The sequence below is a fragment of the Microbacterium sp. genome (genome assembly GCF_044340635.1).
GTDB lineage: Bacteria > Actinomycetota > Actinomycetes > Actinomycetales > Microbacteriaceae > Microbacterium.
The window spans coordinates 1-14,228 of sequence record NZ_JBIITF010000003.1; the positions used below are offsets into that span (position 1 = coordinate 1).

Below are 14,228 nucleotides of genomic sequence, written 5' to 3' on the forward strand. Positions count from 1 at the left end.
GACATGCCGTTCCACATCCGTATGAAACGGCATGTCGCGACCGTTCGTGAGCCCCGCGCGACGCCTCAGCCCGCGGCGCCGCCCTCGATCGCCACGATGTGGTGGTCGGCGTCGTGGGTCAGCTCGGTCCGCAAGAACAGGTCGTCGACAGGCAGATGCAGGTCGAGCCGCGCGAACGCCGCGATACGCAGCTCCCCCGCGCCGATCGTGACGTCCAGCACGTGTCCGCCGTCGATCCGGTCCTCGGCCAAGAAGTGCAGGTGCAGTCCCGCCACCGCGATGCCCTGGTAGATCGTCGGCGCCCAGAACCCGACCAGTGTTCCGGCCCGCTCGGTCAGCACCGTCTCGACCTGCTCACGGGTGACCTCGGTCAGCGGCGGAAGCGGATGGTGCTGCCGCGGCGTCACCCGCACGCGCACCGCGGTCATGACCCCGTCGATCCGCACCGTGTGGAACAGGTTCCGACTCACCAGGAGTTCCTCGACGTGCGCCGTCAATCCCGCGAGATCAAGCGCCTCGACCCGCGTCGAGGTCACGTCCGGGAATGGCGCGACGTCGACGAACGGAAGGATGTCCGTTCCGGCCATCTGCGTCGGCGGACCATCGACGGTGCACTCGTACGCGCGCCCGTCGACGATCACCACCTCTCCGCCGAGGCGGTCGCAGCATCCGATCCCGAAATCACCGGCCCGCAGTGCGTCCGCGACGGGCATCCCGGTTTCATAGGCGCCCGCCAAGAGCGCATCGAGCACGGCGAACTGCGTCACGGCGTCGTTCGAGAGCAAGGTCACACGAGCGACGTTATCGCGGGCGCCCGTTACCCGAGCAAACCCGCCGGGACCCGACGTCAGAACGCGTCAACTCTTCAGCTTCCTCAGCGCCGAGCGCTTGTGCGCGGCCTGTTTCCCACTTTTCTCGGATTCGACGACAAACGCCGGTTCATCGGGCGTCGCGGTGAAATGCTGACCGGCTAACTCGAAGTCGCTCGTCTTCCGTTCCACTACGGTGCCCCGGGTGCGTCCCTGAGGCGTGCCCCAACTCACGCGGTCACCCGTCGATAGCTCCCCCGCCATGTTCGCCCCTCGCTCCGATCGCCGTCGACCCATCGTCCCAGAGCAGCGCGAAAATAGAACAGGTCTTGACCCGCCAGCGAAACGTGTGACCAACAAAAAACAAACGCCCCACGAGGGGGCGCTTGTCAAAATGCGGTGGCGTACTGGGCTGTCGTCGTGGCGTTCGTCGCGCTGCTCAGCGTTTCGGGGTGGTGGGTCTGGCGCGTCATCCGAAACCACACTCGTCATGCCAGATCCGACCCGAACAGGATCGCCGGAATCGCGACCGCGGCCGACGTGCGCCGCGCTGCCTCCGATCACGCGTTGCTGAAGCGCGCTGCCCACCTTCGCGCGTCCGTCGACAAGCCGCGATGCGAGGACGTCGGCTACCTCGTGGGAGTGGCGCGAGGAACGAAGGTGTGGACGTCGGTCGAGGATTCGATCCTCGTGATCGGCCCTCCCCGGTCGGGCAAGGGCGCCCACGTCGTCATCAACGCAATCCTCGACGCACCTGGCGCCGTCGTCACGACCTCCACCAGGCCGGACAACCTCACGACCACCATTCGCTCGCGGATGAGTCGAGGGCCCGTCGCCGTGTTCGATCCACAACATCTTGCTCCGGGAGTACCGGCGGGCTTGCGGTGGTCGCCGGTACGCGGCTGCGAGCTCCCACTCACCGCGATGATTCGCGCCGCGGGACTCGCAGCCGGTACAGGCCTGTCGAGCGTTGGGGTGGAGAACGGCGGTTTCTGGGAGGGCAAAACCCGTACCGCCCTTCAGTCGCTGCTGCACGCCGCAGGACTCGACGGCCGCTCACCTGGTGAGCTCTTTCGCTGGACGCTCGACCCGGCCGCGGCGAAGGATGCCGTCGCGATCCTCACATCCAACCCTGCCGCCGCGACGGGATGGGCCGAGTCGCTTGAGGCGATGATCGACGCCGACCCCCGCACGCGCGACTCGATCTGGCAGGGCGTCTCCCTGGCGTTGGCGGCCTTGGCTGACCCGCGTGTCCTCGATGCAGTCAGCCCGAGCGAGGACGAGCAGTTCGATCCGGAGACCTTTCTCCGACGCAACGGCACCCTGTACCTTCTTGCGACGGGCGCCGGCGCCGGCGCATCCTCCTCCCTCGTCGCCGCGCTGGTCGAAGACCTCGTCGAAACCGCGCGGCGTGTTGCCGCAAGATCCCCAGGCGCCCGCCTCGACCCGCCGCTGCTTCTCGCGCTTGACGAGATCGGCAACCTCGCCCCTCTGCCGTCGCTGCCTGTCCTGATGGCCGAAGGTGGAGGCACCGGTGTCACCACGATGCCGGTGCTTCAGTCGCTCGCGCAGGCCCGTCAGCGGTGGGGCGACAACGCAGCCACGGCGATCTGGGACGCGAGCATCGCCAAGATCGTGCTCGGCGGCGCCTCAGGGTCTCGAGACCTCCAGGACATCGCCACCCTGATCGGCGACCGCGACGAGGCCACCGACTCGATCACCATCGGTGAACGCGGCATGCGCTCCAACCAGCGATCAACACGCCGGGTTCCGATCATGCCGCCCGACGTCATTCGCACGCTGCCGTACGGCACGGCGCTCCTACTGCTGAGATCGGCGCCACCAATCGTCACGCGCATGCGCGAATGGACTGCCCGCCCCGACGCCGCGGACCTCCGTGCCGATCGGGCTCGCGTCGAGGAACAACTGCGGCGGGGATAGGCGACGCACCTACCAGGTGATGGCCGACCTGCGGCCCCTTGGTAGGAGCATCCGATGACTATCCACACCCAGCAGTCTCTCTCCGGGTTCATCGCGTCGCAGCCTCAACTCGCATTCAACGCGAAAGGCGAAGCCCGCTTCTGGGTGCGCATCGGGCAGGAGCACTTCGAACGCAATGAAGACGGCACCTTCACCCAGACTGAGACCACTTACCACGACCTCGTGATGTTCCGCCGCAACGCGGAGCGGGCCTACGCGATGTTCAACAAGGGCGACGTGTTCATCGCAGAGGGATACACGCACACCTCGACGCGGGAACGCGACGGCGAAACGGTCGAGACCGAGGAGTTCGTCGCGAAGCGCCTCGGCCACGACTCCGCGCGTACAAACTACATCCTGCAACGCCGCCGCAACGCGCTTCCGTCTGTGGCTGCATCCGCCCCGTCGACGGCAAAGCCAGCGGTCCGTCCCGTGGCCATCTGAGCGCCCGATGACCACCGACGAGCCCCTGCACTTTCCCGGGTACGAGTTCGAGCCACCGACGCCGGACGGCCCCGAAGGTGAGGCCGATGGCCTGCCGAGCGTGCCCCGCCCGGTGAACTGGAACGTACTCACCTCGGATCGAGCCGCATTCGAGTGGGTTGAACTCGACAGGTGGGTGAACTGGCTACGACGCACCTACGGTCTCGGACCGTCGATCATCCCGCCGCTGTGGCATCGCCACTCCGAACTCGTCTGGGAACTCTCCGCTCTCCACCTGCACTGGCTCTGCGCATACGACGAGGAGCAGCATGCCTCCGCTCCCCTCGGCTGGCACCAGGACTTCGCCGAGGCCCGAGAGCGCCTGCACGACTGGGTCGCCGCATGCGGCTCGCGACTCGACCGCGACTGAGCTACACGTCAGACGGCGTGGCCTGGGGAGGAGCCGGCGCCGTCAGTCGAAGACGTCACGATCAACGATCGGGCAGCCGACTTCCGCAGGTTCGTCGTCGAAGACGTCGCCCGCCGGCGGGCGGTCGAGGACTCGTTCATGGCGGAAGCCGAGGACTCGAGTCATCACCCATGAACCCGCTCGGGTGAGGTTTGCGAGTGCCGCCCGTTCGACCAAGGATCACCGAGCATGTCGGCGTGCGGGTCATGCGCTCGAAGTCGGAATCGCTCTTCGGGGCCTTTGTGAACATCCCACGCCTGGTGCAACTCAATCGTCGGGCTCGCCTGCTGTCCGACCGGCCTGAGCGTACAAAGGACACGCCCGTTATCCGTTGGGCGGAACATCCAATGTTGTGGTGGGCGCTTCTCGCAACGACGCGGATGGGCACGGGGTGGGTATCATGCCGCGATGACTGAGCACGAAACTGAGTGCTCGCGATCTATCCCTTCAGCCATCGATCGGCACGAGCATCGTCGGCTGGATTTGGATGCGTTTTCTGCGGCGCGCCGCTCGTTGAGTACCACCACATCGAGCCTTGGTCTGCGGTGCACAAGAACGACATAGAGACCTCAACCTCCATGCCGAGGCAACGGGTGCAAACCCGCTACTCCCTGAACGGGAAGTGCGATCCAGGACCGCCGACCCCTACGACCTGAGCCGGGCGAATTCGGATCCCCATCCTCTGCGTTCGGTCTCGAGTTTCGCATCAAGATGGCTGCCACGAGTTCGTGTTCGACCCGCCCGGCGTTCGATTCGTGGCAGTAACGTGGCGGGTGGGATTTGCCTGGAACCTGTTCGTCCACGCGCCGACCATCATCCCAACCGCGTCGGTCATGCCGTAGCGGTTTAGCAGGACATCGCGGATCGCATCGACAGTGAGCGCCCTGCGGTGGCGGCCGACGCGTCGTGCGAACTCCTGAAACGGCGGCAGCCATTCCGGGGATTCAGCAGGACGGCATTCTTCACGACGTCCCGCGCGCGGGCGAAGCGAGATTCGTCCGACTGACACGTCGGTCTCTTCTCGCCGGACATGCCTCGGCCGAGGGGCCGCTGGTTTTCGACGATCGCTAGGGTCAGCGATCTGGGAGTTCTACACGATGTCGGCGTGCACTGACTCTCGATGGACCGACGTCATACGGAGGCGCAGTCCGTGGGCGGTCTGCTCATCAAGGATGAGGTGCGTGATTGTCCCCGCGCGAAGGGCCGCCAGGATAGGGATGACCTTGTTGTCCCCGGCCACCGCGCACACGCGGCGGGGTATGTGCTTAAGCTCCGCCGGCGTGGGCCCGGTCGCACGTTCGTTCAAAGCGAGGTCTTCATAAGTCCCATCCGCTCGAAGGAACACCGTACAGACGTCGCCGACCACCCCGGCCGACTCCAGCACACGGATGTCGTCGGCTTCGAGGTATCCGGCCGAGTAGACATGGCTCGGCACCTGGCCTGTGACCGCACCGATCGAGAACAGCGCGATGTCCGCCTGACGCTGCATCTCGAGCACCCGTGCGATGGAGCGCTCACGCCACATCGCGCGTCTGGTGCTGGCGAAGTCGAAGAAGGCAGGAACGGGAAATGGCTGCACACGCGCATCGAACGCCTCGCCGAATCGAGAGATGAGGTTGCCCACGTAGTCGGCACCCGAGGTGCGGTTGTTCGCCCCCCCATTGAGCTGAACGATGACGCTCCCACGCGTCGGCTTTCTCGTGAGGTGCTGGGATACCGCTCCGAGGGTTGTGCCCCACGCGATCGCGAGGATCATGTCGGAGTCGAACCAGTCGGTCACCATCTTGGCCGTGGCGGTGGCCACCTGATCCAGTCGCTCCTGCGTCGTCGCCGAGTCGCTGACTGGCACGACGTGCACCTCGACGCCGAACTGTTGAGCGATGAGGTGGGTGAACTCCGGCGCGTGGGAAGGGGTCGGGCGCAGCGCTATGTTCACGAGCCCAGAGGACCGGGCTTCCTTGAGAAGGCGGGACACACTCGACCTCGACATGTGCAGCCGCTGAGCGATCGTCTCCATTTTGATGTCTTGGAGGTAGTACATCGAGGCCGCCGCCAGGATCGTTTCGTCCCTGTTCACCGAAACGTTGCACATTCGTGCAGGTTACATGCGCGTATTGCCATCGTGCTTCCAAATTCTAATACGCTTCAGGCTGCCGGGGGACATTCCGCCGGTCCTCATGAATGGAACATCATGCTCGACACTCGGCTCACCACGGAATCGCGCGACCGCGCTCTTGCGCGCCTGTCCGAGAGCGCACTGCCGGGACGAGAACTCGACGTGCTCGTCATCGGGGGCGGTATCACCGGTGCCGGCATCGCCCTTGATGCGGCCAGCAGAGGTCTGGAGACGGTGGTCGTCGAAGCGCAGGACTGGGGCGCGGGAACGTCGTCTCGCTCGAGCAAGCTCGTGCACGGAGGGCTCCGCTACCTTCAGATGCTCGATTTCAAGCTGGTGTTCGAGGCGTTGGCCGAGCGCGACCTTCTCCTGACGGCGGTCGCTCCCCACCTCGTGCGCCCCGTGCCCTTCCTTTATCCCCTGCGTCATCGGGTGTGGGAGCGGGCCTTCGTGGGGGCGGGCATCGCCCTCTACGACGTGCTCGCGACCCTGCGCCGGGGAAAACGCGCCCTCCCCTGGCATCATCACCTCAGCCGCGCCGACCTCGACCGGGTGTTCCCGGACCTCAGCGCGCGGGCGGCAATCGGGGCAATCGAGTACTGGGACGCGACGGTCGACGACGCGAGATACGTCGCGACGCTCGTTCGCACTGCGGTGGGGCACGGGGCTCAGGCGGCCGCGCGCACACAGGTGGTGGAGCTGACCAAGAATGGCGCCGGTGTCGTAGACGGCGCGCTGCTGCGCGACCTCGAGACGGATCGCGTGATCGCGGCCAAGGCGCGCCATGTCATCAGCTCGACCGGTGTCTGGACCGAGCAGTCGCAGGCTCTCGCCGGCGCCGGCGGACTGCGGGTGCTGGCCTCGAAGGGCATCCACATCGTCGTCCCCCGCGATCGGATTGAGGGCGACGCGGGTCTTATCCTGCAGACGAAGAAGAGCGTTCTCTTCGTCATCCCGTGGTCGCGGTACTGGGTCATCGGCACGACCGACACCCCCTGGACCGAAGAACTCGTCAACCCCACGGCACATGCCCGCGACATCGACTACGTGCTCGATGAGGCGAATGGGGTGCTGGCGAAGGCGCTCACACACGATGACCTCATCGGCACGTGGGCCGGGCTCCGCCCGCTGCTGCAGCCGGGCACCAAGGACGGCACCGCCTCCGAGAAGGTGTCGCGCGAGCACGCGGTCGCCTCGCCCGTCCCCGGACTGACGGTCATCGCCGGCGGCAAGTTCACCACCTACCGGATCATGGCGCGGGATGCCGTCGACTTCGCCCTGGGCGCCGAGGCGGCCGCCGCGCGACCGTCGGTCACACAGACCATCCCGCTCGTGGGCGGGCGGCCTGCGACCGACGGCGCCGCGGGCGCTTCCGCGCGACAGTTCGGCTGGGACGCGGCGATGGTCGATCATCTGCTGCACCGGTACGGCTCCGACATCCGCGACATCGCCGAGATCTGCGACCGCGACGAGAGCATGTCCCGCCCGCTGGAGCACGCACCCGCCTACCTGCGCGCGGAGATCGCGTACGCCGTCAGCCACGAGGGTGCGCTGCACCTGGAGGATGTGATGCACCGTCGCACCCGCATGGTCTACGAGTACGCCGACGAAGCCCTGGCGGCCCTTCCCGAGGTAGCCCGGATCGTCGCCGGCGAACTGGGCTGGTCAGACGCGAGGCGCGACGAGGAGGTCGCGGCGTACACCGCCGTGGCCGACGCCGTCGCCGCCGCGGCGCGCGCGAGCGATGACACCGCGGCCGCGCGCGCCAGGGCGGCCGCCCCCGGTGTCGCCGCCATGTCGCCGCATCCCTGATCACCGATCCGTCCACCCCACCCCGCCACTCACACGCCTCGATGGAGAGCACCCCGTGACACGTTTTGTACTGTCGATCGACCAGGGCACGACGAGCACGCGCGCGATCGTGTTCGACCACTCGGCGTCGATCGTGGCCAGCGGACAGCTCGAGCATCGCCAGCACTTCCCGCGGGCGGGATGGGTAGAGCACGACGCCGTCGAGATCTGGGACAACGTTCGTGAGGCCGTGGGGCTCGCCCTCACCCGCGCGAACCTGACCCACGGCGACATCGCCGCGGTCGGACTCACCAATCAGCGCGAGACCACGATCGTCTGGAACCGCCACACCGGAGTCCCCGTCTGCCGGGCCATCGTCTGGCAGGACACGAGGACGCAGCGGATCGTCGAGGATCTGTCCCGCGATCACGGCGTCGATCGGTACAAGGCGAACGTCGGCCTGCCGCTCGCGACCTACTTCGCCGGTCCCAAGGTGAAGTGGATCCTCGACAACATCAGCGGGGCACGTGAGGCCGCCGACGACGGCGACCTGCTCTTCGGCACGGTCGATACCTGGATCCTCTGGAACCTCACCGGTGGCGTGAACGGCGGCATCCACGTCACCGACGTCACCAACGCCTCCCGCACCATGCTGATGGACCTCGACACACTGAACTGGGACGAGCAGATCGCGGCGGACATGGGCATCCCCATGTCGATGCTCCCGCAGATCCGTTCCTCTTCCGAGGTCTACGGCGTGGGACGAGAGCACGGGATGCTGCCCGGCGTCCCGATCGCCGGGGTTCTGGGGGACCAGCAGGCGGCGATGTTCGGTCAGGCGTGCTTCAGCGAGGGCATGGCGAAGAACACCTACGGAACGGGCAACTTCCTGCTGCTGAACACGGGACGCACGCGCGTGCACTCCGAGAACGGACTGCTCACGACCGTCTGCTACAAGATCGGCGACGCCCCGGCCGTCTACGCGCTCGAGGGATCGATCGCCGTAACAGGCTCCCTCGTGCAATGGCTGCGGGACAACCTCGGCATGTTCTCAGACGCGTCGGAGATCGAGCCGCTGGCCCGTGAGGTCGAGGACAACGGCGGCGCGTACTTCGTGCCGGCGTTCTCCGGTCTCTTCGCCCCGTACTGGCGCCCGGACGCCCGCGGCGCGCTGCTCGGGCTCACCCGCTACGTCACCAAGCAGCACATCGCCCGTGCCGCACTGGAGGCCACCGCCTATCAGACGCGAGAAGTGGTGGAGGCGATGAACGCGGATGCCGGCATCGGTTTGGCCGAGCTACGCGTCGACGGCGGGATGGTCGCCAACGAGCTGCTCATGCAGTTCCAAGCGGATCAGCTCGGTGTCGATGTGCTTGGCCCCAAGATCCTCGAGACCACCGCCCTAGGCGCGGCCTACGCTGCCGGCATCGCCGTCGGGTTCTGGGACGGCCAGGACTCCGTAACCGAGAACTGGGGCGAGGCGCAGCGCTGGAGCCCGACGATGCCGCTGCTCGAGCGCGAACAGCTCTTCCGCAACTGGAAGAAGGCTGTCACCAAGACCATGGGCTGGGTGGACGGCGACGTGGACACCTGACCAGCCCCGCCCTCGATCTGAATACAGTCACAACCCCACCGATACCCACACGAAGGAGTAGGGATCTCATGAAAGCAACCTTCCTGAAAAGGAACCCATTCTGGCTCGCGCTGTCACTGGTGCTAATGCTGATGTCCGCGATCGTCGCATCCGCGGTGCAGACGAACGCCGGAACCGTAGCAGTGAAGGACATGAGATGGGAGACGCCGTCGGGCCAGATGATCAGCGCCCTGCTGTTCAAGCCGGATGCCGCGACCGCTGATTCTCAGGCCCCCGCCATCATCGTGTCTCACGGGTGGTGGAACAACCGCGAGATGCAGGATGCCAACTATGTCGAGCTTGCGCGACGCGGTTACATCGTCGTATCGATCGACATGTATGGGCACGGCAACTCGTCGCCGCTCGTGAACAGCCAGGTCGAGCTCGGCGGCACCGGCATGTACGACGTTGTGAAGCTCGTCGCCGATCTGCCGTACGTCGACCCGGAGATGATCGGCGTGTCCGGACACTCGAACGGCGCGCGGGCCGCGAGCTTCTCGGTCGCCCTTGACAATGAGGCGGACGAGCAGCTCATCGACGCGGTCTTCCTCGTCGACAATGACCCTGTCTACACCGATGCCGACGGCGCGTACACGAACATCTACGGCACGCGAGATGTCGGTCTGGTCGCCGCCCAGTATGACGAGTTCTTCTTCCGCAGCTACAGCCCGGAGGGTGTCGCGCTGACGCCGCCGCGTGAGTACATCTCGACCCCCAACGCGCAGTCCTTCCTGAACTTCGGCGTGGACCCGGCTGAGGAAGAATCGCGCTCGGCCGGTGAGTTCTACACCGAGGGCGACGCCGATCGCATCGTCTACACCCCGGCGGAGACGCACCCGTGGGGCACGATTTCGAAGACGACGGTCGGGAGCCAGGTCGAGTTCTGGGAGCGGGTCTTCCCCGCGCCGAACGCGATCGAGCCGAGCGCCCAGATCTGGCAGGTCAAGGAGACGGCGACGGCGTTCGGTCTCATCGGCTTCGGCATCTTCCTGGTTGCCTTCACGCGTGCGCTTCTCGGCACCCGCGCCTTCGCCGGCCTGCGATTTACGGGGCCCGCTGCGCTCGCGGCCACGAGTCGCAAGGGCCTGGCATGGTTCTGGGGCGGACTGGTCGTCTCGGCGCTGTTCTCGGGCTGGAGCTACGTCTGGCTGAGCCAGCAGCCCGTGATGCAGGGCATCGCATTCAACGCCGTGCCGACGATCTTCACCCAGGGTGCTGTGTTCTTCATCGCGACCTGGTCGGCGATCAACGGTGTCGCGGGGCTGATCATCATGACGGTCTCCTACTTCGCGTTCGGTAAGAAGAACAGCCTGGATCTGCGGGCAGCAGGGGTCCTCCCCGGCTGGAGGAAGTTCTTCCACGGCATCGGTCTCGGAGCGATCGTCGTCGCGGCGGCGTTTGGCATCGTGTTCGTGCTCGACTACTTCTTCAAGACCGACTTCCGGTACTGGGTCGTAGCCGTCAAGGCGTTCGAAGCGGACAAGCTCTGGATCGCCCTGCTCTATCTGCCGTTCTTCCTCGTGTACTTCTTCGCGAACTCGGTGGCGATCAACAGCTTCAACCGGTTCACGCTGCGCGGACAGGAATGGCTCAACACGTTGGTGCTGGCGGTGGCGAACGCGATAGCGCCGATCGTGCTCGTAGTCGCCCAGTACGCGACGTTCTTCATCAGCGGTGACACGATCCCGGGCTTCGGGGGCATCTTCAGCATCTGGCTGTTCCCGGTCATCCTCATCCTTGCGGTCTCAGCCGTGATCTCGCGGAAGATCTACCGAGCGACGGGCAACCCATACATCGGAGGGTTCATCAACGCCGCCGTCGTGACAATCATCTCAGTCTCGAACACGCTAACCGTCGTGTACTGACCCGTCTCACCAATACGGACAGAGGGAGTGCCTCCGCCCTGAAGCGGAGCACTCCCTCCGTCGCGTCGAGGGTGTGAATGGCCGGCTACGAGCTGCGCGCCGGGTGTGATGTCCGGGCAGGGGTTGAGCCTTCTCGCGGGTGAGGCTCCGATCGCGGAGGCGATCCGACTCGTGCGCGCAGGCGCCTCCGGTGGCATGCTCTGCGGCATGAATGGATGACGGCGCTCGGCGAACTTCCTCAGAGTTGATCACCCAAAGTACGTCAAAGCGTGATGTCGGGTCGTCGTTGGGCGGAACCGGTCGTGAGCCAGCGAAAGATCGACAGCGATGATGTCGGGGAGGCGGCGCTGGCGCGGAGATAGCCCCGGCTTGCGAACTCGAGAGCGTGACGGCGTGGCTCCGTGTACACGTCGAGGGGGAGCATCCCGCCCCGGAAACGCGCGCGCGACACCTCGGCGATCCTCGCCCGCAACTCGACCTCATGCTCCGCGAAGTACTCCTCGGCAATCGCAAGGATCTCGCGCGCGACGCGTCGGTTCTCCGAACGCTCGTCCCACGCGTGCACCAGATCCGGAGGAGTCGGCTCGTCCTGGTCTCTGATTCGGGCGATATCGCCACCGGTCCGCTTCTTCGCGAAGAAGGCGTCGGCCGCGGCATCGTTGTGACGTCGCTCCGGCGCGTGAACCCGGTGAAGCTGACGCTCGGGCAACCCGGCGCGCGCCCGGCGACGCGCCAGGCGTCTTGCTTCGTTCTCCCGCTCACGATACGTCGCGCGTTGGACAGGAGTGGGCGACCATGTCGCGTCGCGGCCGGCAGCCCGGGCACGGTCGACCGCGCGCCGCCGCTCCTCGTTCGCCTTCTCCGGGTCGGCAGCCTGGCGTGCCCGTCGGCGTTCGGCGATCGCGTCGCGGTTCCGATGGTAGTAGTCGCGCTGAGCCTGCTTGTACGTCTCCGGATGCTTCTGCTTGTAGCGCTCGCGCGCTTGCTGACGCGCCTCCGGGTGCTCGTTTGCCCAGGCCTTCGCGCGATCGATCGCCTTCCTGCGCCGCTCTTTCTCCTCCCGCTCACGCCTCGTGCGCTCACGTTCACGCTCGCGATTCTTGCGGCGAATGTCGTCGAGGTTCCGCTCGCGATAATCGGTGTAGTACGTCGGGTGAGCGTCGTTCCATGCCTTCCGCTGTGCGGCCAGGCGCGCTGCCCGCTCGTCGTCGCTCGGCAACGCGTCACTCATGGCGATCCACGTCAAGAACGCCGTCTAGCTTTACGAGAGCTGTGAACAACTCCTCGCGCGTCGCGGTGGGGTCAGCGATCGCTCCTGCGAAGAGCGCACGCATCCGTTCCCGCTCAAGGTCGGACACATCGCCCAGCCGCGCGAGACACCAGTCGATGTCGTCGGCGAGGCTGTAGCTCGGATCATCCGCCTCGATACCGGGGTAGTACAGGAACGCGAGCACAGCCAGATGCTCCAGGACAGCGTCAGCGCGCTCACGGTCGCTCATGGTGAGAAGGTGCGCATCCCGCACCCAAGTATTCGCGCAGCGATGTCGGCTGGTCGGTCTACTCTGATGCTGTTCGGCCGGAGGAGGAAGCCCAATGGCCGAACTGCGCCGATGGCACCCGCTCCTCGTAGCTCAGGAAGGTCCGACGGGCACGTGGACCTTGGTTGATGCGTTCGACCGCGTGTACGGCACCATCGAGATCCGCCGGGTGAACGCGACCGAAGTTCGCTACCGTGCCAGCTTCCGCGGCAACGTCATCGGCTGGTCAACAACCCTCCGTGTCGCCTGCGAACGGGTCCACGACGAGTTCCTGCGGAACCACGGCCCGAACGGCGGACCGATCGCGGGTTGGGGCACGAATGATCGAGATCAACCGATCGAATAGGCACTACGCTGCTTCGATGTCTTCTTCGTCGAGGAAGTCGAGCGCCGGATCATCGCCCGCTCCGTCGTCGGTTGAGAGCAGCGAGATATCGGGGTTCACGCGGCGTAGCGTCCGTTCGAGGATTCCTGCCGGACCCCGATCCACGCTGCGGTCGGGCTCGATGTAGTGCCCTTCCGTGATAGCCGTCGATCCGTGGCCAAGGAAGGTGGCGGCAGCGTCGGCGCTCGCCCCGCGGGCGATGACCGTTGCGCCGGTCCGCCGGTACCAGCGCAACGTGATCCCCTCCCCCGCAAGATCTGCCAACTCGAGGAACGCTCGGAACGTGCGTCGCACATTGAACGGGCTCAGTGGCTTGCCCGCACGATTAGCGAAGATGGTCCGTTGCGGGTCGGTGGTCGGGACGGCGGGGAGCCGTGCTCGAACGACGTCCGCAGCGAAGTCGGGGACCGCGATTCGGCGGATGGAATGCTCGGTCTTCGGGTGGTCTTGACGGACGGCACCGCTGCCAGTGCGCAACACGACCGTCCCCGTCACCGAGATCGTCATCCCGCTGGGACCGTCCTCGACATCGCACGCCCGGAGAGCGAGGCACTCACCGATGCGCAACGGGGTTCCGAGGAGAACTTCGATGATCTCGCGGACCTGACCATCGGGCTTGGGACCCTTCACATCCGGTCCCGTCCGCCAGCGAGTCGCGGCGTCGCGGATCGCTCTGATCTGGTCGACGGTCAGCGCCTGCGGCTCGCCCTTCGGCCGACGCAGTGGACTCGTTCCCTGCACCGGGTTGCGCGGGACCGCGTCGTGCCGGAGCGCGAAACCGAAAAGGAGATTGAGCATGGTCCGCGAGTGCTTCGCCCGCGAGTATGACACCGCGCGCTCGGAGCGGAGGAACCACTCGACGCGCCCCGTCGTAATCTCGCCCAGCGCGAAGTGCTCGAACTGAGGCAGCACGTGGAGGCGCAGATCGTCGCGGTAGTTCTCCTTTGTCCCATCGGAAAGCTTCTGCAGATCGAGGTCTTCGAGCCACAGGTCGGCGAGATCCCGGAAGGAGCTAGTGAGGTCAAGCAATCCCCCGGTCCCGAAACCGGGCCTTTCGAGCAGACGCTGCTTCAACCTCGCTCGAGCTGCCGAATCCGTGCGGGCCGCGCCCGTCACTCTGCGCAGACGTCCGTCGGCGTCGCGAATGCGCGCCAACGCCACGTACGACGCGCCTCGCCTGGTCACGCTGATGGTTCCGTACGAGCCGATCAGGGTGCGT

12 protein-coding genes and 1 pseudogene are annotated in these 14,228 nt (G+C 66.1%); 7 read left to right on the forward strand and 6 right to left on the reverse strand.

Annotated features, from left to right (window positions below; translation table 11 throughout):
• Positions 1–65: 65 nt before the first annotated feature.
• A complete protein-coding gene (budA, locus tag ACIQ0W_RS03295; protein ID WP_304689699.1) occupies positions 66–791 on the reverse strand; it encodes an acetolactate decarboxylase in 726 nt (241 codons plus the stop codon).
• A gap of 66 nt (positions 792–857) precedes the next feature.
• A complete protein-coding gene (locus ACIQ0W_RS03300) occupies positions 858–1,073 on the reverse strand; it encodes a DUF2945 domain-containing protein (RefSeq protein ID WP_304689700.1) in 216 nt (71 codons plus the stop codon).
• Between the two features lie 135 nt (positions 1,074–1,208).
• Here ACIQ0W_RS03300 and ACIQ0W_RS03305 point away from each other — a divergent pair, with 135 nt between their 5' ends.
• From ACIQ0W_RS03305 to ACIQ0W_RS03315, 3 genes and pseudogenes are all read left to right on the forward strand, one after another.
• Positions 1,209–2,750, forward strand: coding sequence for a type IV secretory system conjugative DNA transfer family protein (locus ACIQ0W_RS03305; protein WP_396641438.1), 1,542 nt, complete (start codon positions 1,209–1,211; stop codon positions 2,748–2,750).
• A gap of 54 nt (positions 2,751–2,804) precedes the next feature.
• Entirely contained in the window at positions 2,805–3,233 is a 429-nt protein-coding gene (locus ACIQ0W_RS03310; RefSeq protein WP_304689702.1) for a single-stranded DNA-binding protein, read from the forward strand.
• A 7-nt stretch (positions 3,234–3,240) separates the two neighbouring features.
• Positions 3,241–3,816: pseudogene (locus ACIQ0W_RS03315) on the forward strand (hypothetical protein).
• Between the two features lie 955 nt (positions 3,817–4,771).
• On the opposite strand, the gene ACIQ0W_RS03320 reads toward ACIQ0W_RS03315, so the two are convergent.
• Positions 4,772–5,773 carry a sugar-binding transcriptional regulator gene (locus ACIQ0W_RS03320; RefSeq protein ID WP_304689703.1) on the reverse strand — a complete coding sequence of 334 codons (1,002 nt, stop codon included), beginning with the start codon at positions 5,771–5,773 and terminating at the stop codon, positions 4,772–4,774.
• A gap of 99 nt (positions 5,774–5,872) precedes the next feature.
• On the opposite strand from ACIQ0W_RS03320, the gene ACIQ0W_RS03325 reads away from it, so the two are divergent.
• The 3 genes from ACIQ0W_RS03325 (at position 5,873) to ACIQ0W_RS03335 (ending at position 11,086) form a co-directional block, all read left to right on the forward strand.
• Entirely contained in the window at positions 5,873–7,609 is a 1,737-nt protein-coding gene (locus tag ACIQ0W_RS03325; protein WP_304689704.1) for a glycerol-3-phosphate dehydrogenase/oxidase, read from the forward strand.
• A gap of 55 nt (positions 7,610–7,664) precedes the next feature.
• Positions 7,665–9,182, forward strand: a complete 1,518-nt coding sequence (gene glpK, locus ACIQ0W_RS03330) for a glycerol kinase GlpK (RefSeq protein ID WP_304689706.1) — start codon at positions 7,665–7,667, stop codon at positions 9,180–9,182.
• 131 nt (positions 9,183–9,313) lie between these two features.
• Complete coding sequence (locus tag ACIQ0W_RS03335; protein ID WP_396641439.1) at positions 9,314–11,086, forward strand: alpha/beta hydrolase family protein; 1,773 nt, start codon at positions 9,314–9,316, stop codon at positions 11,084–11,086.
• Positions 11,087–11,348: 262 nt separating this feature from the next.
• Here ACIQ0W_RS03335 and ACIQ0W_RS03340 read toward each other — a convergent pair whose 3' ends face one another.
• On the reverse strand, positions 11,349–12,317 hold the full coding sequence (locus tag ACIQ0W_RS03340; protein WP_304689708.1) for a hypothetical protein: 969 nt from the start codon (positions 12,315–12,317) through the stop codon (positions 11,349–11,351).
• Positions 12,310–12,585, reverse strand: coding sequence for a hypothetical protein (locus ACIQ0W_RS03345; protein ID WP_304689709.1), 276 nt, complete (start codon positions 12,583–12,585; stop codon positions 12,310–12,312). Before ACIQ0W_RS03345 ends, ACIQ0W_RS03340 begins: the two co-directional genes overlap by 8 nt.
• A gap of 94 nt (positions 12,586–12,679) precedes the next feature.
• On the opposite strand from ACIQ0W_RS03345, the gene ACIQ0W_RS03350 reads away from it, so the two are divergent.
• Positions 12,680–12,970: a hypothetical protein gene (locus ACIQ0W_RS03350; protein WP_304689710.1), complete on the forward strand. Its 291-nt coding sequence runs from the start codon at positions 12,680–12,682 to the stop codon at positions 12,968–12,970.
• A 3-nt stretch (positions 12,971–12,973) separates the two neighbouring features.
• Here ACIQ0W_RS03350 and xerC read toward each other — a convergent pair whose 3' ends face one another.
• The gene (gene xerC, locus ACIQ0W_RS03355) at positions 12,974–14,194 is read right to left on the reverse strand and encodes a tyrosine recombinase XerC (RefSeq protein WP_304689711.1); all 1,221 of its coding nucleotides are present in this window, start codon (positions 14,192–14,194) and stop codon (positions 12,974–12,976) included.
• Between the last annotated feature and the right edge of the window lie 34 nt (positions 14,195–14,228).

Coding starts and splice junctions, on each gene's coding strand:
- ACIQ0W_RS03300 (WP_304689700.1), bottom strand. CDS start 1,073: ATGGCGGGGGAGCTATCGACGGGTGACCGCGTGAGTTGGGGCACGCCT.
- ACIQ0W_RS03310 (WP_304689702.1), top strand. CDS start 2,805: ATGACTATCCACACCCAGCAGTCTCTCTCCGGGTTCATCGCGTCGCAG.
- ACIQ0W_RS03320 (WP_304689703.1), bottom strand. CDS start 5,773: ATGTGCAACGTTTCGGTGAACAGGGACGAAACGATCCTGGCGGCGGCC.
- ACIQ0W_RS03325 (WP_304689704.1), top strand. CDS start 5,873: ATGCTCGACACTCGGCTCACCACGGAATCGCGCGACCGCGCTCTTGCG.
- ACIQ0W_RS03335 (WP_396641439.1), top strand. CDS start 9,314: ATGTCCGCGATCGTCGCATCCGCGGTGCAGACGAACGCCGGAACCGTA.
- ACIQ0W_RS03340 (WP_304689708.1), bottom strand. CDS start 12,317: ATGAGTGACGCGTTGCCGAGCGACGACGAGCGGGCAGCGCGCCTGGCC.
- ACIQ0W_RS03345 (WP_304689709.1), bottom strand. CDS start 12,585: ATGAGCGACCGTGAGCGCGCTGACGCTGTCCTGGAGCATCTGGCTGTG.
- ACIQ0W_RS03350 (WP_304689710.1), top strand. CDS start 12,680: ATGGCCGAACTGCGCCGATGGCACCCGCTCCTCGTAGCTCAGGAAGGT.